The sequence below is a fragment of the Ligilactobacillus ruminis DSM 20403 = NBRC 102161 genome, assembly GCF_900113455.1.
Lineage (GTDB): Bacteria > Bacillota > Bacilli > Lactobacillales > Lactobacillaceae > Ligilactobacillus > Ligilactobacillus ruminis.
The window spans coordinates 14,193-39,432 of record NZ_FOPI01000017.1; the positions used below are offsets into that span (position 1 = coordinate 14,193).

Genomic DNA, 25,240 nt, shown 5'->3' on the forward strand with positions numbered 1-25,240 from the left:
GGATTTGCCCGTAATCGAAGACTGGGTTTTACGGGAATATTTCAAAAATCGAGGATTTTTCCGTAATCGGAAACGAGCACTGAATTTTTAGCGCACAAAAAAACAGCCGTCAAATCACGGCTGCCTTCATATCAACATGTTTACTCTTCTTCTGTTTTTGCTTCATCCCAGATTCCGGTTGCTTCGATTTGTGCGGCCGCTTTTTCAGGCGTCTCGGCAGAAACGAGGATGTAGCCTTCTCTTTCGACCGGACGCAACATTTCGGGAATTCTGAAGAACCGGTATGACCAATTGGATTTCAACGACCATTGAAGCCGCACCTTCTCGAGATCGGCCGTTGATACGATGACCATTGCGCCACTGGTACGCGGCACTGCATTTTCCAAAGGCATCCTGGCCAAAGCCCGCAAGTGCTGTTCAAACATTGACACGCTTGATGCCTGCTCAAGCACGTAACCCGGAACGCTAAGCGCCGGAACCAGGCGTTTGACGTAAAGCGTGCCTTCAGCCGTCAAAAAGAATGCCACCTGCATGACGCCGACATAGCTCAATCCCCTGACGATTTCTTTGGCAATGCGCTTTGCTTCTTGTTCGATCTGTTCAGGCACTTTGGCCGGTGCAAGCGTTTCATGCAGGACTCTGTCACGATAGACGTTCTCGACCAGCGGGAAGAAGTTCACTTCACCGTCGGCATCCCTGGTCAAAACAACCGAAAGCTCTTTGGCACATTCGACCCATGATTCAAGAATGTAAGTCCCCAAATCGATGATGTCTGCGCATCTTGCAATATCGGTCTGCTTGGTAATCATCCGCTGCCGTCTTTTGCCAAAACCTTTTTGAATCGGCTTCAAGACGCAAGGATACCCGATTGAGCCGATTTCCTGATAAATATCGTCCAAGCTGACAATCGTCGCATAAGGCGCAATGTTAACGTTCAACTGCTCAAAAAATGCTCGCTCAAGCAGTCTGTCCTGAGTAATCTCAAGCGTTTCGTGTCCTTGCGGGACTTTCGTGAAACGTTCGAGAAACTCGACCGTTTCTGAAGCAATGTTTTCTGATTCATATGTGACGACATTGCATCTTTGCGCAAAATCCTGTAATTTTTCCTTGTCATTCATGCGACCAACGATTTTGACGTCTGCCTCTGACAATGTTGGCACGCTTTGGCCGGTGCAATATGCTGCCACTTTAAAGCCCATCTTCTTGGCGGCTTGAGCCAACATAATCCCGTTTTGGCTATCCCCGATAATTCCAATCGTATCACCTGGGAACAACATCGCATTTTCCATTCTGCCACAACCTTCTAGTTTCATATTTATAAGACAATTTTACCACAACCAGTCGTATCAAAACATTTATCAGAGCATTCAAAAAGGACTTTTACCATTTTTTAAGCAAAAGTCCTCTTCTTACCAATCAATTATTCTTTATCCAAGCCCTTCTTGCCGTTAAAGATGAGGTTGAGCAAGACAGAGCACAAACTTGCAACGACGATTCCGTTTCCTAAGAAAAGCTGCAGCGTCTTCGGCAAGTCTTGGAAAATTCCCGGATAAACCGAAACGCCAAGACCGAGCCCGATTGAAACCGCCACGATCAAAATATTGTGCTCATCTTTAAAGTCAACGTCAAACAGCATTCTGATCCCTTGAACGCTGATCATCGCAAACATCACCAACATCGCCCCACCCAAAACGGGCGTCGGAATAATCGTCGCAAGCGCACCGACTTTTGGCAAAAGGCCCATGAGCATCAATAACACTGCAGACCAGTAAATCGGGCGTTTGGTTTTGATGCCGGAAAGTTCAAGCAGTCCGACGTTTTGCGAAAAAGTCGTATAAGGGAAGGTGTTGAACACCCCGCCTAAAATAACCGCGAGTCCTTCAGCACGATATCCGTGTTTGAGATCGTCTGCCGTGATGTCTTTGTCAAGCAGATTGCCCAACGCAAAGAAAACCCCCGTCGATTCGACCATCGAAACAAGCGAAATGATAATCATCGTTACCGAAGACGACCACTCAAACTGAGGAACGCCGAAATAAAACGGCTGCGGCAAGTGGAACCAGGCTGCTTCGCTGACAGGAGAAAGCGAAACCATCCCCATTAAAAATGCGACGAGCGACCCGACGATCAGCCCAATCAAAACGGCAATCGAGCGAACAAAGCCTTTTCCTAAAACCTGAACTCCCAAAATAATCGCAATCGTCAAAAATGCACAAAAAAGATTTTTCGGAGCACCAAACGCTTTAGCCGTCGCATCACCGCCGCCCATGTTTTGTACGGCAATCGGAATCAGCGTCAAACCGATGACCGTAATCAGCGTTCCGGTAACGACTGGCGGGAACAAGCGCTTGATTTTTGAAAATTGCCCTGCAACAAAAAAGACAAAAAACCCGGCGACGATGATTGCGCCGTACATCGTGCCAATCGTAAACTGCTTGCCGATCATCTTAAGCGGTTCGACTGCTTGAATCGCGCATCCCAAAACAACCGGAAGCCCTATCCCAAAATAACGGTTGCGTGCGAGCTGTAAAAAAGTCGCCAAACCGCACATGAAAATATCGATTGAAACAAGGTACGTCATTTGTTCGGCATTAAACTTCAGAGCCGTGCCGATCAACAAAGGAACGGCAACAGCGCCAGAATACATGGCGAGCAAATGCTGCAATCCTAAAACGGCGGCTCTTCCCTGACTGACTTCTTTTTCCATAACTATTCTTCCCCCACAAAATGCACGGTGTCATTTTCAAATGAAGAAATGCGTGCCAGAGACTCCAGACGAATTCCTTGACCTTTGATCCAACCGGCACCTTCCTGGAACGATTTTTCAACGACGATTCCCACGCCTTCAACCTTGACGTCAGCCTGCTTGCAGATTTCAAGCATTCCTTTGACTGCTTGGCCGTTAGCCAGGAAATCGTCAATAATCAAAACGTGATCATTTTTTGACAAAAACTTGCTGTCAACAGAAATCGTATTTGTCACTTTTTTCGTATATGAGTAAACCTCTGCAGTGTAAGTCCTGTCATCAAGCGTTGACGGTTTTTTCTTTCTGGCAAACAAAACCGGCACGTTCATGACGAGTCCAGCCATAATTGCAGGTGCTATCCCGGAAGCTTCGACCGTCAAAATTTTGGTGACGGGACGTTCTTTAAATAACCTCGCAAATTCCTGACCAATCTCATACATCAATTGCGGATCAATCTGGTGATTCAAAAACTGGTTAACCTTTAAAACGTTTCCCGGCAAAACGACGCCATCTTGACGAATGCGATCCTCAAGCAATTTCAAAATAATTCCTCCTCGTGCATCGTACGAAATAAAATTGCAAACAAAAAGGCTTTCCTTACCCTCAACAGTAAAAAAAGCCAATAAACCTAGCTATTCTTACTCATAGTCCAAGATTTACGGCCTTGGGTAGAAACTTGCCGACCATATTACGGCATTTATACAAGTAACACTAGCATAGGATAACATATTCCAAATTATTCTTCAATGATAAACGGCTAAGAAAAAGTCTTGCCATGACCGGACATCATCAGATTTCAAAGCGAATCGTACTGGTTCAAATCATATTCTTCAATTAAGGAAATCAGTTTCTGCGCATATCCGGGGTCAGTCGCATATCCTTTATCCTGAAGCGCCTGGGCTGCCTGTTTATAATCAGATGCCTCAAGCACCGAACGATAATGCTCCTTATCCCACTGCGTTCCGTTCAAAAAAAGCTGCGTGTGTGCTCTGACTGAATCATCCCAGCTGTCATATGTAGCAAAACGCGCCTTAACGGTTATCCACTGTCCATTGACATATTCCTGCGTCGTCAGCAGCACGCTGCTTGCCTGATTGCTTTTGATTCCAAACAAGTTGTTATACTTGGAAGAAAGTTCGCTTCTTCCCCAATCAGATTCCAAAGCAGCCTGCGCCAAGGTAATGCTTGAAAAAACATGATGCCGTCTTTGCTGCTCTTGAGCAACAGGTACGAGCACTTTGATGAAGCTTGATTTATCAGAGCTGTTTTTAGCATACTGTTCCGTTTTCGGCTCGGTATTTTGAACGTTTCCAACATCCAGAACCCACTTCGTCAATTGAACGCTGATTAACGCAACGACCAATAAAACCAAGATAATGTCAGGATACCGAAGCCTGCCGTTGACAATCAGAAAGCCTCTCTTCTTTTTTGGATAATTTTTTTTGCGTGCCACAAAGTCTCACCCCACAAGCACTGAACGGAATTGCGCAAAACGACTATTTCCTTTCAAGTCTTGACAGCAACGGAACGGAAATTGCAGGACCAACGATGCCGGCTAAAATAGCTTCCGGAACGCCATTCGTCCCGATAACGCCGAGCAGGTACGGCAAAAGGGCCTTGACGTCAAGCGAATACAATGTCTGTGACTGTCCGCGATAGAGCAGATAGATCAAGCCGAGCACCAAAATCGTATTCGTCATCGCCCCAAGAATTGAAGCAACGCACATTGCCGGAACTTTTTTAATTTTATTTCTGAGAAAAATAAATGCATAACCGACAACGACACCGATTAAAATTCTAGGCACAATCGATACCAACGGATTGACAAAGACGATTGTCGCCAAAGGACTCGTTGGCCAGACGTAGGCCCTGATAAACGTGATGAGCCCCCAGACTCCCCCGACGATTGCACCGTCACGAGGTCCCAAAACAATTGCCGCAATGATTACGGTGACGTGAATCGTTGTCAGATTCAAGGGACCGACCGGAATGTAACCGAAAAAAGGCACAAAATTCTGTACGATGATAATTGCGCAAAACAACGCTATCAAAACGCTGCGAAACGTTTTATTTTTATTGTCCAAAATAATACCCTCCATGAATTTTTTCGTCAAATCGACTTGTTTCAAATTATATCACAAGTCTAAATTTCAATGTTACCTTTTAAACAATATCATCGAACAAATTCGTCCATTTTGATGAATATCGTTCGCAAAATCTTTGAATTCGCTTTGACGTTTCATTCACTGTATTTCGCAAAAAAAGTTCAGTTTCTTGCTTGAATTAAATGAAATGCCGAACGAAGGCGGCCGATTCGCGAGTAAAAACCGTCTTTTTAAATGCAGTGCTGCTCACCCGATTCCGCCAGGCTCTCACTCAAATTCACCGCCGAACTATTTTTGGTTATTCCCATCATAGCAGGCGTCATGCATGCAAAAAACCGGATCAGACTTGCAATTGATGGCAAATCATCCGGTTTTTCAATTTACGGCATCGTTTTTCACAGCTTCGCGTCATCATTCCCATCCTTTGGCAACGTCGATCCATTCCTTGGGATGAGCAAGTTTTTCAAGTTCTTCAAGCGACAGCCGCACCGCAGAATGAGCATCCCCTGCAGCCGGATATACCGTCTTGAAACGTTTGAGCGATTCATCCAAAAAGACGGCCACGTTTTCCTTGACTGCAAACGGACAAACGCCGCCAGGAGCGTGCCCGATGAACTTTTCCACAACGTCTGACGCAATCATGCGCGGCCTCTTGTGAAAACGATCCTTGAACTTGCGATTGTCAACTTTGGCATCCCCCGCCATAACGACCAAAAGCGGCTTTTCATCAAGCAAAAACGACATTGTTTTAGCAATGTGTTCAGGCTCGCACCCCAATGCATGAGCAGCTTCTTCGACCGTTGCGCTGGAATCTTCAAGCACGATGATTCGATCCGCATAATTTTCTTTTTCCAAATATTGTTCGACCTTTTCTCGACTCAATCCCGTCACTCCCTTGTAAAATATCGAGATAATTCTAACATCAAGATTAAAAAACAGCAATAATAAATTGAGAATATTTTTTATCCAAATGCAGCGCTGCATTTGGATAAAAGAGTTTCACGTATCAAAATAGAAAAAATGCCGGACAAAATCAGTCGACTTGCAACTTCCTTTGTTCGACATTCAATTTATTTCAAGACAAAAACGGGTCCTTTTTCCGAAGCCTCGAGTTTTCAGTTTGAGGACCGGTTTTTTCAGGATTCTTTTTTCAAGACTATTCCTTGCGCAATGATTCAACAGGATCAAGTTTGGAAGCACGGTTTGCCGGAAACAGTCCTGCCAGCATGCTGATGACGATGCTGATGATGATGCCGGAAATCAGAAACTGCGGTTCAAGGTTGACAACGTTCACGTCATAGGCCGGCTTTGTCACCGAATTGATTGCAAATCCAAGAATCTCCGTAATGACGACCCCCAAGAGACCAGAACCGAGCCCAATCAGAAACGCTTCTGAAACAAAAATGCGACGAACGTCTTTGCGACGAGCTCCGAGAGCTTTGAGCACGCCGATTTCCCTTGTCCGTTCGACAACGGAAATGTTCAGCACGACCAAGATCATGATTGCGGAAACAACCAGCGAAACGCCGGCGATTGCCGCCAAGACATACGTAATAACGTCAAGCATCTGCGTAAACATGTCGGTCATCGTTTCTTGCATCGATCCTGAATATCCGAGCTTTTTGACCTTGTCTTTGATGGCTTTCGTATTGTCGGAGTTCTTTGTATATAAGAATACCGTATTGGCCTTGAGCCTTTGTCCGTTGTCTTTGAACACCTGATTCAAATCACCGTAACGAACGACGATCGTGCTCGTTTGCGTATCGTAAATTCCGCTGACCTTGACTTCTTTTTCAATCGGTTTGTCACCGATTGTGAGCGAAAGCCTGACTTTTTTGCCAATGATGTTTTTGCCCAAAAGATCTGCCGTCGCCTGATCAAGCAAGACTTCGTTCTTCTTTGGAGCATGACCTTTCGTAATGCTTGATTTCGTAACCGACTTGGACATCGTCATCAGCATCATGATGTTTGCCGTATTGGAATTAAAAGCAACCTTGTTCGTCCCAAGAGAAAACGTGGAATATCCGCGCTGAATCGTATCGACGTTTTTAATTTTCTTCAATTTGTCGATGTCTTTTTGACTGAAAGTATTCTTTTTGGACGTCCCGGTCATCATTGAAATATGATCTTCACGCACGCTTCCGATCGTGCTTGAATCTCCGGCCTGAACTTTTTCCTGCTGTTTTTTATCCATTTCAAGACTTTGCTTATGTACTTCAGTCACGTTCGGATTCGTATAGGTAACCATCGTGCTCTTGATGTAATTCGTCACGCCGCGTCCGATTCCGAGCATCAAAACCACCGCCATGATGCCGATGCTCGAACCGAATGCCACTAAAGCATTGCGCCCGAACTTGGCTTTCATGTTAAGGAAAGCAAGGCGAATCGCATTCGTCAAGCTCATGTTCTTAACCGGGCTTGTTTCTTTCTTATCAGCTGGTTTCTTATGGAATTCAACATCTTGCGTCGTATCTGAGATAAGCGAGCCGCTGTCGATTCTAAGAACTCTGGTACAATGCGAAGCAACCCTGTCAGAGTGCGTAACCATCAAAACGAGCTTGCCGCTTTCAGCAATTTCCTTGATCATTTCAAGCACGGTGTCGGTCGTTTCAGCATCCAAAGCTCCGGTCGGCTCATCGGCAATAATCACGTCCGGATCATTGATCAAAGCACGCGCAATGGCCACGCGCTGTTTTTGGCCGCCGGAAATCGCATCAGGCTTTTTATGCATGTGTTCGCCTAAACCGACTTGATTCAAAAGGTCTGCTGCCCTTTTGTCGCGAGTTTCTTTGTCAACGTTTGACAAAGTCATCGCAAGCGAAACGTTGTCCAGCAGACTCAGATGAGAAATCAGATTGAAGTTCTGGAAGATGAATCCAATGCTTTTTTTGTGAAATCTGTCCAGTTCCTGCTTGGTATAGTCACGCAGGTTCTTGCCTTGATAGATGATTTCTCCCTCAAAATCAGAATCAAGTCCGCCAATCAGATTCATTAAAGTCGACTTTCCGCTGCCGGATTCGCCGACAATCGAAACCAGTTCTCCCTCTTCAAAAGAGGCGCTGATTCCCTTTAAGGCTTGAAAAGTGCCGCCGCCAGGCATCTTATAAACTTTTTTAACGTTCTTCAATTCCAAAACTGCCATATGAAACCTCCGTAAAAATTTAACTTTAGCTTACGCTAATATACTGTATCAATTAATTTTTGTATAGTCAAATAATGTGATTAGGCTTACCGAAAAATATTAACCCGAAACCTTATAGTGCCTTCTAATCCTCTCAATAAAACCGACAGATGTTGTTTAATTTGATATTATCGATTATAACCATTACTGGATTTTATATCAATCAGCAAAAAACAGACAATTGTCGGTTTTGTTTAAAAAGAATGCTTTTCATGACAGACGACTCATTTTCATCGATGTGTCCGTAAACGGCAATGATTTTGCCGAATGCAACCGCTCGCTAAATCAGCGCGCAAAGCTCTCAGTCAAATTTGCCGCCAAACTATTCTGAGCTATTTCCATCATGGCAAGCGATTGTCATGCATATGCAAAACCCCGGACAATCGCAGTACTGCAAATCATCCGGGGTTTTCAATTTGAGTCATGGTTTCTTCCCAGCCTCTTTTATTCGTATCTTTATTTTTCAATGAATCTTTGCAATTCATCCAACGAGACGGAAAACATCTCCGGCTCACCGATTTTTTTAAGGAAGACAAAAGTCAGTGCCGCTTTAGAAACTTTTTTATCATGCTTCATGATGTCAGTCATACGCGAATCTGAAAGGAGTTCGTCTTCAAGCGGAAGTCCGACCGCTTGCAAACGGTCGCAAATTGCTTGTGTCGTTCCTTCCTCGGTTAGTCCGCGACTTTCAAAAATTCGATTGACTTCGGCAAGTCCGATCGAAATCGCTTCACCGTGAAGCAGTCTGCCATCCGCAAGAAGTTCAACCGCATGGCCGATGCTGTGCCCAAAATTGAGCAATTTGCGCAAACCGCCTTCTTTTTCGTCCTTTGTAACGACTTCAGCTTTAAATGCCACGCTTCTTTGGATCAGTTCCGGAGCGTGTTTCAAAATTGCCTGCGCATCATCGATTTTTTCAATCAATTGCCAAAACGTTCCGCCGACCATTGCGGCACACTTGACAACTTCCGCATAACCTTCGACCGTAACCCTTTCGTCCAATGTCTTCAATACCAGGGGATCAATCAGCACCAGATCGGGTTGGTAAAAGGTTCCGACAAGATTTTTTCCTTGCGCGATATCAATCGCGGTCTTGCCGCCGACGGAACTGTCAACCTGTGCAAGAAGCGAAGTCGGAAACTGAACAAACGAGATCCCGCGCATATAAAGCGAAGCGCACAGTCCGCCCAAATCTCCGACAACCCCGCCTCCAAGCGCGATCAAGCCGTCTCCTCTGGTCAAACCGAAATCGGCAATTTGAGAAACAACGTTGCTGAGAGTTTGCCATGATTTGCTTTTTTCTCCAGCTTCAACCGTAATGACGATGTTTTCGAATCCGGCTTCAGAAAGATTTTTTGAAACTTTCTTTGCGTAACGCGGGTACACGTTTGTGTCGGTCAAAATGACGCAACGTCTCCTGGTCCATACCTTTTCGAGATGTTCGGCAGGATTGTCGAGAACTCCTTCTTCGATTAAAATTTCATATGATTTGTCTTTGGTATCGACCGCAACGCTTCGCATTCAACCACCTCATTTCCAGGCTGAAACGACTTTGTGAATCTCTTCGCAACGACGTGCCATTTCCTTGAAAGTATCCGGCTTGAGTGCTTGCGGTCCGTCAGAAAATGCATGTTCCGGATCATCGTGAATCTCAACGATCAAACCGCTGGCACCTGCCGCAACGCCGGCCTGGGCAAGCGGCGTAACGAGATCCCAGACTCCGGCAGCATGACTCGGATCGACAATGACAGGATAATGCGTCAATTGCTGAAGAACGGGAACCGCACCAACATCAAACGTATTGCGCGTGTACTTGTTGTCAAACGTGCGAATTCCCCGTTCAATCAAGATAATCTGATTGTTTCCGCCTGCAGCAATGTATTCAGCAGCATTAAGCACGTCGTCAATCGTTGCAGACATGCCGCGCTTCAAAGCAACCGGGATCTTCGTTTTGCCGACTTCTTTAAGGAGCGAGAAGTTTTGCATATTGCGGGCACCGATTTGGAAGAAATCCGTGTATTTTCCGACAAGTTCAACGTGTTCGTCATCCATTACTTCAGTAATGACGTCCATTCCGTTCTCATCAGCAGCTTCACGCAAGTATTTCAGACCTTCTTCACCAAGGCCCTGGAATGAGTAGGGTGATGTTCTCGGCTTGAATGCGCCGCCGCGAAGAACCGTTGCGCCGGCTTCCTTTGCAACTTTGGCCATCCGGTGAATGTGTTCTTCGCTTTCAACGGAGCAAGGGCCGGCCATCAAAGCCAGCTTGTTGCCGCCGACTTCAGTATGCGCCGTTTTAACGATCGTATCTTCCGGATGAAGCAGACGGCTTGACTGAACCGCTGCCGGAACGTTCGTAATCACGTCTTCTGCCGCATTAAGAACTTCGCCTGGAATCTCGTCTGCCTTGGCACCTTGAACGGCAACGCGGTTTTCATGCACGAAAACCTGTTTCTTGCCATCAAATGCCTTCTTGACAACTTCAATTTCTTCCTTTGCTTCATCCTTCTTCAAAACAATAATCATAATATTTTCCTCCTAAATTATAAGCGAATTGCCGATAAATGATTTTCACCGGTTACATTTGTTTTTTGAAACGTCAAAACAACGTTTTCGACCGTGAAGCCTGCATCTGCAAGCACATCGTCCATTGCGCCGCTTGCGCCGAATTCATCAAGTCCAACGATCGTTCCGTCAAGTCCGACGTAACGTTCCCAACCGCGCGTCGAGCCCATTTCAATGGCCGTTCTTCTTCTGACGGACGGCGGAAGCACCTGATCCTTGTAATTTTGCGGCTGTGCATCGAAACGTTCCATAGATGGCATGGATACGACGCTGACGTCTTCACCCAGCTTGAACAAACGCTCTTGAGCTTTGATTGCCAATGAAACTTCTGATCCGGAAGCAATCAGGATTCCACTTGGCCGCATCCCCTTTTGCGGAGAAACAACGTATCCTCCGCGAGCAACGCCTGCATCTGCGAGCTTGGACGTCCGTGACAAAACAGGCAGCTTTTGACGAGTCAAAACCAAAACCGTCGGATGATCAACGGAATCAATCGCCTGTTGCCAAGCAGCGATCACTTCGTTCGGATCAGCCGGACGAAGCACGTCGATATTTGGCAATGAGCGCAGACTCATCAGCTGTTCAACGGGTTCATGCGTCGGTCCGTCTTCTCCGACTGCGATTGAGTCATGGGTGAAAACGTAAACGACCGGGAGTTTTTGCAAAGCAGACAAGCGAATCGCACCTCTCAGGTAATCCGAGAACACGAGGAACGTTCCGCCGAATACTCTAAGACCGCCATGCAAAGCCATTCCGTTCATGATCGTTCCTTGAGCAAACTCGCGAACGCCGTATGCGACGTTTCTTCCGGTCGGATGCTCGTCATCAAGCAGACCGCTTGCGTCAATTGCGGTTTTGTCTGACGAAGACAAGTCTGCGGAACCGCCGACAAGATTGTCCATTTTTTCTGCAAGAACCTGGATAACCTTATGACTCGTATCGCGGCTTGCTTCCGCTCCGCTCTCGTAGCGCGTCATCCCGTCAAGAGCATTGAGGCAACGTTTTCCGTTTAAGACCGCAACCGTTTCATCAAAGCATTCTTCATCAGATGCCGCCAAATCGTCAAGCACCTTGCGCCAATCGTCATGAGCCTTTTTGCCGCGATTTTCGATCATCGTTTCAGCTGCAGCTTTGACTTCCGGCAAAACCGTGAAGGCTGGTCCGTCATACTCAAGACGAGTCCGAAGATTTTCAAGTCCTTTTTCTCCAAGCGGCGCACCGTGCACGGCATTCGTTCCAGCCTTGTCAGCCCCGAAACCGATTGTCGTTTTGATTTCGATCAGACTCGGCTTATCCGTTTTCTTGGCCTTTTCGATCGCCCGATCGATTTCATCGACGTCATTGCCGTTTGCAACCAGCTGCGTATCCCAGCCATAGCTTTCAAATCTGCGGCAAACATCCGTCCTGAAGCTTCTTGAAGCCGGTCCGTCCAAAGAAACGTCATTTGAATCGTATAAGACGATTAATTTGGATAGACGCTGATTACCAGCAAAGCTGGCTGCTTCATGCGAGATTCCTTCCATTAAATCACCGTCACCGACAAGACAGTACGTGAAATGGTCGACCACTTTGGCTTTTTTGTTCAAGCGAGCCGCCAAAGTTCTTTCAGCAAGCGCCATTCCGACTGCCATCCCGATGCCTTGGCCAAGCGGACCCGTTGTTGCTTCAACACCGGGAACATGTCCACGCTCAGGATGACCAGGTGTCTTGCTTCCAAAACGCCGGAAGTTCTTCAAGTCATTAATCGACAGATCAAAGCCGCTGACGTGAAGCATTGCATATAAGAGTGCCGATCCATGTCCGGCAGAAAGAACGAAACGGTCGCGATTCGACCACTCGGGATCTTTCGGATTTACTCGCAAATGACGTGAAAACAACGCCCACATCATCGGTGCCGCTCCAAGGGCAATCCCCGGATGCCCTGAATTTGCCCGCTGAATCATTTCACAGCTCAAAACGCGCAGATTGTTGATTGCAAGTTCATCAATATTTTGTCCAACTTCCTTTGTCATTTTCGTTCCTCCCGATTAATAAAAAAGCTCCTACAGCGACACTGTAAGAACCAAAAATCTGTCAAGATACGAAAAACAGAAAATTAAAAAGGCCTCACAGTGCAATTGCATCCATGCGACCTTCGACCACAAGAAAATCATTACCGGCCGCATCCAGTTTGGGAAAGTAACGCCCATACCAGATGCGGCATCGACGTCACTGGATAAACCAGTAATAGTAAAATCGTAATTGTGATTTTGCAGTTGATTTTCTCATGATTACATTCTCCTTAAAAAATTAAATCGTCATTAAATAAACTTGTTGATACGATTATAATTCGATTTTAGTGATTCGTCAACCATTTTTTTAGTCTTTTTTAATTTTTGTGAAAAAAGAATTTTTGCATCCACGAATCATTCTTCTTGATTTGAACAAAGGCAACCGCAGCAAACAAAACCGCACCAATGAAGTCGGCAATCAAATCGCCCATCGTGTCCATCAAGGCAGCTCTTCCGACCAACATGTGACCGTTTGCCATATAGCGCTGCAGATTCATCCCGAACGAATCACACGTAAATTCATAAAATTCCCATAAAACACCGCACATCATCGCAAACGCCGTCGCATACAGACTGATGAAACCCGGCGGAAGTTCTTGCTGCTCTTTTGGAATGAGCGCACCAAAAAGCGACAGCGCAAAACTTGCGAGCAAAGCACCGCTGATAAGGTGGAGTCCTTTGTCCCAATAAGGAATTCGATAAAAGTGATAGATGGTTCCCAAATAAATTGCCCCAAAGATAAAAAGCAAAAAGAATCCGTAAATCATCGGAGGAAGGTATAAATCAAATTTGACAGAAATGATTTTCGGCAAACAAACGATCACGATTCCCAAAACGATTTCCAGACAAAGAAACAATGCTGCATTTTTATTCTTGGGGACAGTGGCCAAAAACACATCCTTAGCTGTCAAAACAAGGGAAAAGAGCATCATCAGCACAATTGCCGCCAACCCGCAGTCAGTAGCTTTTTTCATATTCAAAACACATCCTTTCGAATTCAATTATCCTATTGTCGCTTAAAACTGGCAAGCATTTGTTCTTGACGACAGCGGCTCGGAACGACTCCGTACGATTCTTTAAACGCCTGGCTGAACTTGCTTTGGCTGGAGCATCCGACCGTGCCTGCAACGTCAAAAAGCGGCATATCGCTTTCTTTAAGAATTTCGGCAGCTTTTTTCATTCGATAGTCTTTCATACATGAAGCGATCGGTTTTCCGTAAACCTTCTTGAACACTGCTTTGAGCGTCGTCTGATTCATCAAAAACCCGCTTGAAAGCACGTCGATCGTATATCTTTTATCCAAATTTTCAATCAGTTTATCGCCAAAATTATCCCTTTCGGAAAAATATCTGTCCCGTTCGGGCAAAACCAAGCCGCTTTCCTTGTTAATTTTGATTTGAAAATGTATGCTTAAATCTGTAGACAAACAGCCGTCTCCGATTTTTAACCGGATTGGTTTGAAACGTTATGCAGAAAACACAATACTGAAATCATAGTTCTTAATAACGTTGAAACAAGTCCCGACCAGGAAATGGTTGATGATATTGTAAGCATTGTTAACATATTTTCTTGTCGCTTGCATGTTTTGCGAAAATATAAAAGCAAAATTGCAAACGACAAGTCTTTGAAAGGAGATGAAAATGATGATAAGAACCCAAAAGGTAAGGCTGTATCCCAATCGAACCATGAAAAAGGTTCTTGACGATTTGTGCGATTACAGACGCTATTGCTGGAATCAAGGATTGGCTTTATGGAACGATATGTATGATGCCTCTTTGATTTTGGAAGACAAAGAACTTTTGCCCAATGAACGCAAGGTTCGTGACGAACTGGTTGCCGATAAAGCCGACTGGCAGTATCAGCTGTCAGCCAGATGTCTTCAGCTTGCCGTTTCTGATTTAGGCAAGGCGTGGAAAAATTTCTTTAACAAAGCTCAGCCCGACTGGGGCAAACCGCAGTTCAAGTCTAAAAAAGCCCCCAGACAGGGATTCAAGACCGATAGAGCCAAAATCGTCAACGGAAAGCTGCGATTGGATAAACCGCGCGGAATCAAGAAATGGTACGATATTCGTCTTAAAGGAGCAGCATTCTTAAAAGGCGAATTGAAAGTCGTTTCTATCTACCGTGAAAACGGCAAATACTGGGCGAGTCTGCCTTTTGAAGTCGAAATCAAAACAAAAGCCAAAACTGGCAAGCAGACGGCTGTTGACTTCAACATTGGTCATTTCAGCTACACGGAAGGACAAGTCAAAACTTTACCGCATAATCTCAAAACCTTGTATGAGCGCATCAAGCATTATCAGCGATCGTTAGCCAGAAAACGGAAAGCAAACGGAAAGAAGGCAGCTCAATCGAATAACTACGCTGAAACGAAAGCCAAGTTGCAGCGTGATTATCGAAAAGTTGCCAACACTCAGCATGATATCGTTCAAAAGTTTACGACCGAGCTGGTCAACAATTATGACGAAATCGTTATTGAAGATTTGGACGTGAAGCGAATGCAGATGAGTCACGTTGCGTCTAAAGGATTGCAACGGTCGTTGTTTGGCTGTTTCAGACAGGTTTTAGCTTATAAATGCCAATGGTACGGCAAAGAATTATTTTTAGCCGACAAATTCTATCCAGGCACGCAACGGTGTTCTCGATGCGGATTCGTCAAGACTGGTGATGACAAAATCGGTCTTGACGGCAACATGAAACATAAAACCAAGCATAACGAATACGTTTGTTATGAATGCGATGCCGTCATGGACAGAGATGAAAATGCGGTCATGAATTTAATGGCATTGATATAAAAAAATCAAAAGGGGTGGGATACGTCCTTAAGCTGCAAGAGCCGGTCACTGTCATTAACCTCACGTTAGGATATGGGAATACCAGCGTTGACGGCAGCAAATAAAATTTAGGAAAGGAAAAGCTATATTCTTTCTAATAATGTGGAAAAATGTTTTGTATTCCCATATTATTCTACATTTTATATAGCAGAAACATTTATGAGAAAAGAAACTTACGACGTTACCGGAATGACCTGCTCTTCCTGCGTAAGACACGTTGAAAAAGCCGTCGAAAAGCAACCGGGTGTCAAAAAAGTCACGGTCAACCTTTTAAAAAACAGCATGGTGGTTGATTACGACGAAAACAAGCTTAATCAATCAGAAATAGAACATGCCGTTTCAGATGCCGGATATGGAGCAAGGCTTCGCTCAAAAAACGCTGATTTGACCAAAGATACGGAAGAAAATTCGGCTCAAAAAGAGTATGAGTCTTATAAGCAGCGCTTGATCTGGTCAGTCATCTTTACCGTCCCGCTGATCTACCTTTCGATGGGACACATGCTTGGTTGGCCTTTGCCGTTTTTCTTCTTAGGAACAACGAATGCCATCACCTTTGCCTTCACGCAGTTCCTGCTGCTTCTGCCGGTCATTTACCTTAACCGCAGCTATTTCATCAACGGGTTCAAGTCTCTTTTCAAGGGAACGCCGAACATGGACTCTCTGGTAGCGTTAGGAGCTTCGGCAGCTCTTGTCTACGGAATCTTTACTATTTACAAAATTGGCATTGGATTGGAATTTCTGGATTTTAAAAGCGTCTCGGCACACGTCATGAATCTTTACTTTGAATCTGCAGGAACCATCTTGACGTTGATTACGCTCGGAAAAACGCTTGAGGCAAAAGCCAAGGGCAAAACAACGGATGCCATTTCAAAGCTTTTGAATCTGGCACCTAAAATAGCCAGAGTGCTGCGTGACAACCAGGAAAAAAACGTTCCGGTAGAAGAAGTCAAGAAAGATGACGTCGTAATCGTCAAGTCCGGAGAAAGCATCCCTGTTGACGGCGTCATCATCTCTGGCAGCGCATCAATCGACGAATCTGCTCTGACGGGCGAGAGTCTTCCGGTCGACAAAAAAGAAGGCGACAAGGCAATCGGCGCAACCATCAACCGAAACGGCTATTTCAAAATGAGAGTCACCAAGACAGGCGATGAGACCGTCCTTGCTCAAATCGTCAAACTTGTCGATGAAGCAACAAGTTCCAAGGCTCCCATCGCTAATTTGGCCGATCGCGTCAGCGGCGTCTTCGTTCCGATCGTAATCGGCATCGCTTTTATCGCGGCCATTACTTGGCTGTTGCTTGGTTCAACGTTTGAATTTGCTCTTTCAATCGGAATTTCCGTCCTTGTCATCAGTTGTCCGTGTGCTCTCGGACTGGCGACGCCGACAGCCATCATGGTCGGAACCGGCCAGGGGGCAATAAACGGAATCTTGTTCAAATCCGCCAAGGCGCTTGAAACAACGCATGAGCTGCAAACAATCGTTTTTGACAAAACCGGAACGATTACGGAAGGCAAGCCGGTTGTCACCGACATCTTTCCGTTGCAAAATACAGAAAACGATTTGCTGCAAATTGCGGCTTCGCTTGAATCCTTGTCTGAACACCCTTTGGCTCAAGCAATTACGAATTCTGCAAAAGAAAAAAATCTTTCTTTGCTTGAGGTCGAAAAATTCACGCAGGTTGCAGGACAGGGAATTCGTGGTATTATCGATGGTAAGAAGGTTCTTGCCGGAAATTTGAAAATGATGAATGAAAACCAGATTGAAACAACGTCAGCAAATTTTCTTGACAACAGTACAAACAGCGGAAAAACAACGCTTTACTTTGCCCAAGACAATCGTCTCATCGGCATCATCCGCGTCGCTGACGTTATTAAAGACACAAGTAAAGAAGCAATTGAGGAACTCAATCAAATGGGCCTTCAAACGATCATGCTGACCGGTGACAACGAAACGACCGCAAGATCCATCGCTAAAAAAGCCGGCATCAGAAACGTCATCGCGGAGGTCCTGCCCGCTGACAAGGAACATGAGATTCAAAAGCTGCAAAATCAAGGACAAAAAGTCGCCATGGTCGGTGACGGAATCAACGATGCGCCTGCCCTTGCAAGAGCAGACGTCGGCATTGCCATCGGAGCAGGAACCGACATTGCCATTGATTCAGCCGACGTTGTTTTAATGAAAAGCCAGCTCACTGAAGTTTCGACCGCTATCAGGCTCAGCAAGGCGACCATCAAAAACATCAAAGAAAATCTTTTTTGGGCATTCATCTACAACATTATCGGAATTCCGATTGCTGCAGGAATCTTCTACCCTGCATTCGGACTTAAACTCAGTCCGATGATCGGTGCTCTTGCAATGAGTTTCAGTTCCGTCTTTGTCGTTACCAATGCTTTGCGGCTGCGCTTTTTCAGCGCAAGGCACTCTAATCATAAAAATTAATCCAGGAGGAATCAACAATGGAAAAAACATTTACCGTAAAAGGCATGACATGCATGAATTGTGCAAATCACGTCAAAGAAGCATTATTGAAAGTTGACGGAGTAACGTCCGCCAAAGTTGACCTTGAACAAAAAAAGGCAACGATTGAAGCCGATTCGACCGTATCGGACAAGGCATTAAAAGATGCGGTTTCAGATGCAGGCTATAAGGCCAAGTTCGGTTTCTTCAAATAGCTGATGAACCATGCCTAAAATTAAAGCCCTGGATGATTTGCAATTAATTACAAATCTCATCTGGGGCTTTTGCGTATTCAGGACAATCTTATGTTATGACAGAAATAACCAAAAGAAATCGGTTTTTCGTTAGGAAAGGTGAATTTGTTCGTAAAATTGAATGAGAGCTTGACGAGGTTACGGGTAAATTTCAAAATCGACGTTTTGCCGTAACCGGGAACTGGATTTTACGGGCAGATTTGAAAAAACATGAAAACAGCCAAGTATCCTCAACCTGGACACTTGGCTGTTTTTCATTAATCGTCTTATTTTGTGAAACCGTACTTCTTGTTGAAACGATCCACGCGACCATCTGCTTGCGTAAACTTTTGCTTACCTGTGTAGAACGGATGTGAATCACAAGAGATTTCGACACGAATCAATGGGTATGTTTTGCCATCTTCCCATTCGATCGTTTCTGAAGATGTCTTCGTAGAACCTGACAAGAACTTATAGCCTGTTGCAGAATCCAAGAAAACAACTTCATGATAATCTGGATGAATTCCTTGCTTCATTATAATTTCGCTCCTTTGCCCTGAACCATTTGCTGGATCAGAGTTATTCTGTGCTATCGCAACATACTTCATAATAACATGAAACTTCAAGTCATGCAATTATCTTTTTCCGATTTTTTTGCTTGACCGCGTCGTTTTCGACAAATCTTCGACCTTTTGGCAAAATTCAGCATTGTCTTTCGTCTGCTTGAAGACTTTTAAAATATCATTCGTGAAACGAACGGTATCGCTTGTTGAAATTCTGCGAAGCTTCCAAACTGCTTCAAGCTCTTCTTTGGTCAACAAAAGTTCTTCTTTTCTCGTGCCCGACTTCTTGATGTCAACAGCAGGAAAAATTCGGCGTTCTGCCAAATCACGATTCAATTGGAGTTCTTGATTGCCGGTCCCTTTAAATTCCTCAAATATGATGTCATCCTGCCTGCTGCCCGTTTCAACCAAAGCAGTCGCAATAATCGTCAGACTTCCGCCTTCACGGACGTTTCGTGCCGATCCAAAAAATTTCTTCGGACGGTACAAAGCCGTCGGATCCAGACCACCGGACAGGGTTTTGCCGCTTGAAGGAATCACGAGATTGTATGCGCGCGCAAGTCTGGTCAACGAATCAAGCAAAATCACGACATCCTGCTTATCCTCGACCAATCGCATCGCACGCTCAAGAACCATTTCTGAAATGTGAACATGACTTTCCGGTCTCTGATCAAAGGTCGAATAAACGACTTCACCGTTCGGATTGATTGATGAAACGTAATCTTCCAAATCGGTGACTTCTTCGGGACGCTCATCAATTAGAAGAACGATCAGTTTCGCATCTTTTGCATTCTTTGAAATTCCGGCTGCAATATTCTTCAAAAAAGTAGTCTTTCCGGCCTTAGGAGGCGCAACAATCATGCCTCTTTGACCAAATCCGACCGGTGCAAAGAGATCAATCAAGCGTGTCGACAAATCTTTGGGATTATTTTCAAGGACTAGTTTCCTATCAGGATAAATTGCCGTCAAAGCAGGAAAATGAGGTCTTCCCTTGGCTTCATCCGGATCTTTTCCGTTGACCGCATCAATATACATCATGCCGTAACGATCGTTATTGGAGCCTTTACGCGGCGGTCTGACTCTTCCGGCCACCTCATCACCGTTTCTCAGACCAAAACGCTTGATTTGAGATGCCGACAAATAGATGTCTTCTTTTGAAGGACTGTAATTGAGCGGTCTCAAAAAACCATAGCCGCCGTCATCGTAAAAAATTTCAAGAATTCCTTTCATCCTGAAATCGTCTTGTTCGGCCTGCGCCCGGATGACAGCCAAAGACAATTCCTTTTTGTTCATCTGACTATAGTATTTGATCTTGTATTCACGCGCATACTCGTAAATTTCTTTCAGCGTCTTCTTTTGAAGATCTTCAAGTGTCAAATTTTTTTTGCTCATATCATCCCTCGTTTTCTTCTAATGATTGAGACTCTCGCTTTCATTAATTACTTCAAGATCAACTGACAAGCCTCTGAATTTTTCAACGATCCGGTCATATCCGCGCAAAATATTGTCCGCTTTGTTGATGACGGTCGTTCCCTTAGCCATCAGTGCCAAGCCGACGAGAGACACGCCGGCACGAATTTCGCCCGCTTCAACCACTGTCCCGGAAAGATCGATCGAATGCCCGACCGTAATAATTCCGTCTTTGCTGGAAATCTTTGCGCCCATCCGCTGCATCTCAGGAATATGCTTGGTTCTTTCAGGATAAAGCGTGTCAATAATCGTCGAACTTCCTCTTGCCTTCATCAAAAGCGGCGTGATCGGCTGCTGCAGATCCGTGGCAAATCCAGGGAAGGGAGCCGTTTTGATATTTACCGGACTCAAAACGTCTCCGCCCGGAACATAAATCTCATCCTCATCGATTTCCATTCGAACGCCCATTTCCTCCAATTTGGACAAAAACGGATCCAGGTGTTCCGTGATGACATTTTTGACCAGCACGCCGTTGCCGTTGGCTGCGGCAAACGACAAATACGTCCCCGCTTCGATTCGATCGGGAATAATCGTGTGGACGTTCTTTGATCTGAGCGAATCAACGCCCTGAACGCGAATCTCATTTGTACCGGCTCCGCGAATATGGGCACCCATATTATTCAAAAAAGTTGCCAAATCAACGATTTCCGGCTCACGAGCAACGTTTTCCATAATCGTCAGTCCCTTGGCTTTGACGGCGGCCAACAAAACGTTGATCGTCGCACCGACAGAAACGAGGTCAAAAAAGATTCTTGCTCCGTGCAATCCTTCTGGACCCGTCGTAATGTGAACGGTATTTTCTTTTTCTTCAACATGCGCCCCCAACGCTTTGAAACCTTTGATATGCTGATCAATCGGACGCGGACCGATATTGTCGCCGCCTGGAAATCCAACGATTGCTTCGCCGAACTTTCCAAGCAAAGCCCCCATAAAATAATATGACGCGCGCAAACTTCGAATTGCGCCGCCTGGAAGCGGAACACTCTTGATTTTTGTCGGATCAACCAAAAGTTCCCCTCGTCTGTAAGTCGAATCGACATTCATCGCCTTTAAAATCAGCATCAGATTATGAACGTCCAAAATATCCGGAACCGAATCAAATTTAACAGGCGTATCTGCCAAAATGGCCGCAGGAATCAATGCAACAGTACTGTTTTTGGCGCCCCCGATTGTAACTTCGCCAGACAGCTTCTGTTGTCCCTTAACAATCATTTTTTCCATTTCAAATATATCCTCACTCAAAACTTTTTCGAATCATCATCAATTAATATGCAAAATTAATCGTTATCAACTTCATTTTGCATGCGCTGAAAAAAGAATGCGCCATATTGCATTTTACAAGATATGTGCTATTGTTTCAATATCATTACAAATATTATCTCATTTTTTTAACAAAAATGCGCTATGTTCTGAGCTATTTTGTTGACTTTCCAAATAATGACCGTTACCCTTGCATTAGGTGATCAGAGCAGATGACTTTCTTCTTTACATAAATACATAAATATCAGAAAGGAATTCAATATGTATCTTGCAATTAAAGAAATAAAACACGAAAAATTACGTTACGGAATGATTATCGCCATGATTGCCCTCATCAGCTGGCTCATCTTTATCTTGACCGGCCTTGCGCAAGGATTGGGAAACCAAAACACCGCAGCAATCGACAGCTGGAATTTCAAATCAATCGCATTGAACAAGGACGCAGACGTAAACCTGCGTCAATCTTTGATCACATCTGAACAAATCAGCGCCCTGCATTTAACCAAAAAAGAAACGCTGCTTGGACAGGCATCCGTCGTAGCCAAGCACAAAAAGATGAAAAATACGAGTGCCAACTTCATCGGCCTTGAGAAAAACGGGTTTATTGCAAAAGACATCAAAAATTTTCCGACAAAATCAGGCGATGTCTTGCTTGATGACTCATTCAAACGTTCCGGATTGAAGAAAGGCTCAAAAATCAAATTGAATTCAGAAGGCAAAACGTTCACCGTCATCGGATTCGTCGATGATGCCAAAATCAACATTTCGCCCGTAATCTATGGTACCCTGTCAGATTGGCAATCATTGAGAAACGTCCCCGAAAACTTCAAGGCAAGTGCCGTCGCGTCGCAGAAAAAAGGTTTTGAAGCAAACGATCTTTCAACGTATTCCAAACAAAAACTGATTGACAATCTTCCCGGCTATGAGGCGCAAAATGCCACTTTTGGCTTGATGATCGGTTTTTTGCTAGTGATTTCGCTCATCATCATGGGCGTTTTCCAATATATCATCACCATCCAAAAGCTAGCTAATTTTGCCGTTTTAAGAGCACAGGGCATCCCCTCGTCATTCCTTGTCAAAAATACGATTTCGCAGGCATTTCTTTTGGGCGTAATCGGGCTTGTCCTCGGGACTTTGCTGACTTTCATCTGTTCGCTCGCAATTCCGAGTTCGGTTCCTTTGAAATTTGAGCCGTTGGCAATGCTTCTGGTCGGATTTTTGCTGCTTATCGCGGCAATTCTCGGATCGCTGGTTCCAATCAGAACGATTCTCAAAGTAGATCCTGCAAACGCAATCGGAGGTTAAGACAATGGAAGCAATCGAACTAAAAAACATCAACAAGTACTACGGAAAAGGCACAAGCAAGGTCCACGTCTTAAAAGACGTCAGTTTTAAGGCTGAAAAAGGCGAGTTTGTTTTGATCTTGGGCCCGTCAGGTTCCGGAAAAAGCACGTTTCTGACGATTGCCGGCATCTTGCAAAAACCGACTTCCGGCGACGTTTTGATCAACGGGACGAATACTCGTAACATGCCGATGAATTCCAAAGAAAAACTTCGCTTGAACAAAATCGGTTTCGTGCTCCAGTCGCATAACCTCGTACCCTATCTGACCGTTTCAGAACAATTCGAGCTCGTAGACAAAGTTAAAAACACTGAAAATCTCAGTCAAAAAGAACTTGAAAAATTGCTTGAATCGCTTGAAATTTCTAATCTGATATCTAAATATCCAAACGAGCTTTCAGGAGGTCAAATGCAGCGTGCTGCCATTGCACGTGCCCTTTATGCAAATCCGGAAATCATCCTCGCAGACGAACCGACGGCCGCACTTGATACGCCGCGAGTCAAAGAAGTCGGCAATCTTTTAAGCAACCTTGCCCATCGTCAAAACAAGGCCGTCATCACTGTAACTCATGATTTGCGATTATTGGATCAGGCCGACAGAGTCTACGATCTTAACGATGGAAAGTTAAATGAAAGATAAATTCTAAAAGCCCCAAAAATCGATAAATTCGATGTTGGGGCTTTTTGGTTATTTTTGCCACGACGAGAAATTGTCCTGCATACGCAAAAACTCGGATAAGATTTGCAATTAACTGCAAGTCATCCGAGTTTTTCAATTTGAGTCATCGTTTCTTCCCAGCCTCTTCCGGCCAGACATAATTAAAATTTATTTTTCCGCTGCAGACTTTACAAATTCAGCAAACAATCCTTCCGGACGTTGCGGACGTGAAAGAAATTCCGGATGGTATTGCGCAGCTACGAAGAATTTATGGTCAGTAATTTCAACAACTTCAACCAAACGATTGTCAGGAGACGTGCCGGCAAAAGTCAAGCCTTTGTTTGACAAGATTTCACGATAATCATTGTTGAATTCGTAACGATGACGGTGACGTTCTTGAATCACGTCTTGATTGTCATACGCTGCTGCTGTTCTTGTTCCTTGCTTGAGCTTGCATGGATAAAGGCCAAGGCGTTGCGTTCCGCCCATATCTTCGATGTCAGCTTGATCAGCCATCAAATCGATAATATTGTTCTTGCAGTTTGCATCAACTTCAGCACTGTTGCAATCTTCAAGTCCGCAAACGTCGCGGGCAAATTCGATGCAGGCCATTTGCATGCCAAGGCAGATGCCAAGGAACGGAACGTTGTTTTCACGCGCATAACGAATGGCCTGAATCATGCCTTCGAGGCCACGATTGCCAAAGCCCCCGGGAACGATTATGCCGTCATAACCTTTCAACTCGTCAGCAACGTTTTCTGCAGTCAATTCTTCAGAGTTAAAGTAGTCGATTTTGACATTTGCATTAATCTTATAGCCAGCATGCTTCAAAGCTTCGTTAACCGAAATATAAGCGTCAGGAAGCTGAACGTACTTGCCGACAAGCGCAATTTTGACTTCTCCTTCAAGGTTGCGAACGCGTTTGCAAAGCGATTTCCAATCGGTCATGTCTGCTTGCGGCGTGTCAAGATGAAGCATCTTGCAGACGATTTCGTCCATGTGTTGTGCTTGCAAATTCAGAGGAATTTGATAAAGCGTGTCAACATCCATTGATTCAATGACCGCTTCTGGTTCAACGTCGCAGAAATTGGCAATTTTGTTACGCATGCTTTCCGAAATCGGCTTTTCCGTTCTGACAACCAAAATATTCGGTTGGATTCCAAGGCCGCGAAGTTCTTTAACGCTGTGCTGCGTTGGTTTCGTCTTCATTTCGCCGGCTGCATGAAGGTAAGGAACGAGCGTCGTGTGAATATAGACGACGTTTTCGCTGCCGACTTCGGAACGCATTTGACGCAATGCTTCCAAAAACGGCAATGATTCGATATCACCAACGGTTCCGCCGACTTCTGTGATAACGACGTCAGCATCCGTCACCGTTCCTGCACGCATGATTTTTTCCTTGATCATGTTCGTGATGTGAGGGATAACCTGCACCGTTGCACCGAGATAATCGCCGCGACGTTCTTTTTTCAAAACTTCTGAATAAATTTTTCCGGTTGTAACGTTCGAGTACTTGTTCAGGTTGATGTCAATGAAGCGTTCATAGTGACCTAAATCAAGATCCGTTTCAGTACCATCATCCGTAACGAATACCTCACCGTGCTGATACGGACTCATCGTCCCTGGATCAACATTGATATATGGATCAAATTTTTGAATCGTAATTTTTAAACCGCGATTCTTAAGTAAACGTCCCAGTGACGCAGCCACGATTCCCTTGCCAAGCGAAGAAACCACACCGCCAGTAACAAAAATATACTTGGTCATTATAAAAAG

General features: G+C 44.9%; 21 protein-coding genes, 1 pseudogene and 1 riboswitch. Of the genes and pseudogenes, 6 read left to right on the forward strand and 16 right to left on the reverse strand.

Features of this window, described 5'->3' with window-relative positions; genetic code table 11:
* Positions 1–140: 140 nt before the first annotated feature.
* From BMZ95_RS06105 to BMZ95_RS06160, 12 genes are all read right to left on the reverse strand, one after another.
* On the reverse strand, positions 141–1,289 hold the full coding sequence (locus tag BMZ95_RS06105) for a 5-(carboxyamino)imidazole ribonucleotide synthase (protein WP_046922853.1): 1,149 nt from the start codon (positions 1,287–1,289) through the stop codon (positions 141–143).
* A gap of 131 nt (positions 1,290–1,420) precedes the next feature.
* Positions 1,421–2,707, reverse strand: coding sequence for a nucleobase:cation symporter-2 family protein (locus tag BMZ95_RS06110; RefSeq protein WP_046922852.1), 1,287 nt, complete (start codon positions 2,705–2,707; stop codon positions 1,421–1,423).
* A 2-nt stretch (positions 2,708–2,709) separates the two neighbouring features.
* Positions 2,710–3,288 (reverse strand): xanthine phosphoribosyltransferase, encoded by a 579-nt coding sequence (locus tag BMZ95_RS06115; RefSeq protein ID WP_014073042.1) that lies wholly within the window; start codon positions 3,286–3,288, stop codon positions 2,710–2,712.
* An 83-nt stretch (positions 3,289–3,371) separates the two neighbouring features.
* Positions 3,372–3,471, reverse strand: a riboswitch (purine riboswitch).
* A gap of 71 nt (positions 3,472–3,542) precedes the next feature.
* Positions 3,543–4,199 carry a glycoside hydrolase family 73 protein gene (locus BMZ95_RS06120; protein ID WP_046922851.1) on the reverse strand — a complete coding sequence of 219 codons (657 nt, stop codon included), beginning with the start codon at positions 4,197–4,199 and terminating at the stop codon, positions 3,543–3,545.
* A gap of 43 nt (positions 4,200–4,242) precedes the next feature.
* A complete protein-coding gene (locus BMZ95_RS06125) occupies positions 4,243–4,830 on the reverse strand; it encodes an ECF transporter S component (RefSeq protein WP_041820276.1) in 588 nt (195 codons plus the stop codon).
* A 432-nt stretch (positions 4,831–5,262) separates the two neighbouring features.
* Positions 5,263–5,733: a YbaK/EbsC family protein gene (locus BMZ95_RS06130; RefSeq protein WP_003696980.1), complete on the reverse strand. Its 471-nt coding sequence runs from the start codon at positions 5,731–5,733 to the stop codon at positions 5,263–5,265.
* A gap of 274 nt (positions 5,734–6,007) precedes the next feature.
* On the reverse strand, positions 6,008–7,993 hold the full coding sequence (locus BMZ95_RS06135; RefSeq protein WP_046922850.1) for an ABC transporter ATP-binding protein/permease: 1,986 nt from the start codon (positions 7,991–7,993) through the stop codon (positions 6,008–6,010).
* Positions 7,994–8,488: 495 nt separating this feature from the next.
* Positions 8,489–9,553: a 3-dehydroquinate synthase gene (gene aroB / locus BMZ95_RS06140; protein ID WP_014073036.1), complete on the reverse strand. Its 1,065-nt coding sequence runs from the start codon at positions 9,551–9,553 to the stop codon at positions 8,489–8,491.
* A 9-nt stretch (positions 9,554–9,562) separates the two neighbouring features.
* Positions 9,563–10,558, reverse strand: coding sequence for a 3-deoxy-7-phosphoheptulonate synthase (gene aroF, locus BMZ95_RS06145; protein WP_046922849.1), 996 nt, complete (start codon positions 10,556–10,558; stop codon positions 9,563–9,565).
* Between the two features lie 17 nt (positions 10,559–10,575).
* On the reverse strand, positions 10,576–12,609 hold the full coding sequence (tkt, locus tag BMZ95_RS06150) for a transketolase (protein ID WP_046922848.1): 2,034 nt from the start codon (positions 12,607–12,609) through the stop codon (positions 10,576–10,578).
* Positions 12,610–12,965: 356 nt separating this feature from the next.
* Positions 12,966–13,622 (reverse strand): DUF2238 domain-containing protein, encoded by a 657-nt coding sequence (locus BMZ95_RS06155; RefSeq protein WP_046922847.1) that lies wholly within the window; start codon positions 13,620–13,622, stop codon positions 12,966–12,968.
* 32 nt (positions 13,623–13,654) lie between these two features.
* Positions 13,655–14,074 (reverse strand): helix-turn-helix domain-containing protein, encoded by a 420-nt coding sequence (locus BMZ95_RS06160; protein ID WP_046922846.1) that lies wholly within the window; start codon positions 14,072–14,074, stop codon positions 13,655–13,657.
* Between the two features lie 24 nt (positions 14,075–14,098).
* Here BMZ95_RS06160 and BMZ95_RS11475 point away from each other — a divergent pair.
* The 4 genes and pseudogenes from BMZ95_RS11475 to BMZ95_RS06180 form a co-directional block, all read left to right on the forward strand.
* A pseudogene (locus BMZ95_RS11475) lies at positions 14,099–14,350 on the forward strand (IS607 family transposase); the annotation flags it as partial.
* Positions 14,292–15,443, forward strand: coding sequence for an RNA-guided endonuclease InsQ/TnpB family protein (locus BMZ95_RS06170; protein WP_046922862.1), 1,152 nt, complete (start codon positions 14,292–14,294; stop codon positions 15,441–15,443). The pseudogene BMZ95_RS11475 and the gene BMZ95_RS06170, both read left to right, overlap by 59 nt.
* 198 nt (positions 15,444–15,641) lie before the next feature.
* Entirely contained in the window at positions 15,642–17,921 is a 2,280-nt protein-coding gene (locus BMZ95_RS06175; RefSeq protein WP_046922845.1) for a heavy metal translocating P-type ATPase, read from the forward strand.
* 17 nt (positions 17,922–17,938) lie between these two features.
* Entirely contained in the window at positions 17,939–18,154 is a 216-nt protein-coding gene (locus BMZ95_RS06180; RefSeq protein ID WP_003693476.1) for a heavy-metal-associated domain-containing protein, read from the forward strand.
* Positions 18,155–18,459: 305 nt separating this feature from the next.
* Here BMZ95_RS06180 and BMZ95_RS06185 read toward each other — a convergent pair whose 3' ends face one another.
* The 3 genes from BMZ95_RS06185 to BMZ95_RS06195 all read right to left on the reverse strand — a co-directional run bounded on the left by BMZ95_RS06185 (position 18,460) and on the right by BMZ95_RS06195 (position 21,426).
* Positions 18,460–18,708: a type B 50S ribosomal protein L31 gene (locus tag BMZ95_RS06185; RefSeq protein ID WP_003696429.1), complete on the reverse strand. Its 249-nt coding sequence runs from the start codon at positions 18,706–18,708 to the stop codon at positions 18,460–18,462.
* Between the two features lie 99 nt (positions 18,709–18,807).
* Positions 18,808–20,127, reverse strand: a complete 1,320-nt coding sequence (rho, locus tag BMZ95_RS06190) for a transcription termination factor Rho (protein WP_046922844.1) — start codon at positions 20,125–20,127, stop codon at positions 18,808–18,810.
* 18 nt (positions 20,128–20,145) lie between these two features.
* On the reverse strand, positions 20,146–21,426 hold the full coding sequence (locus tag BMZ95_RS06195) for a UDP-N-acetylglucosamine 1-carboxyvinyltransferase (RefSeq protein WP_014073030.1): 1,281 nt from the start codon (positions 21,424–21,426) through the stop codon (positions 20,146–20,148).
* A 300-nt stretch (positions 21,427–21,726) separates the two neighbouring features.
* On the opposite strand from BMZ95_RS06195, the gene BMZ95_RS06200 reads away from it, so the two are divergent.
* Entirely contained in the window at positions 21,727–22,770 is a 1,044-nt protein-coding gene (locus BMZ95_RS06200) for an ABC transporter permease (RefSeq protein WP_014073029.1), read from the forward strand.
* Positions 22,771–22,774: 4 nt separating this feature from the next.
* A complete protein-coding gene (locus BMZ95_RS06205; protein WP_003693464.1) occupies positions 22,775–23,446 on the forward strand; it encodes an ABC transporter ATP-binding protein in 672 nt (223 codons plus the stop codon).
* A 186-nt stretch (positions 23,447–23,632) separates the two neighbouring features.
* On the opposite strand, the gene BMZ95_RS06210 is transcribed toward BMZ95_RS06205, so the two are convergent.
* Complete coding sequence (locus tag BMZ95_RS06210) at positions 23,633–25,231, reverse strand: CTP synthase (RefSeq protein WP_046922861.1); 1,599 nt, start codon at positions 25,229–25,231, stop codon at positions 23,633–23,635.
* Positions 25,232–25,240: the final 9 nt, after the last annotated feature.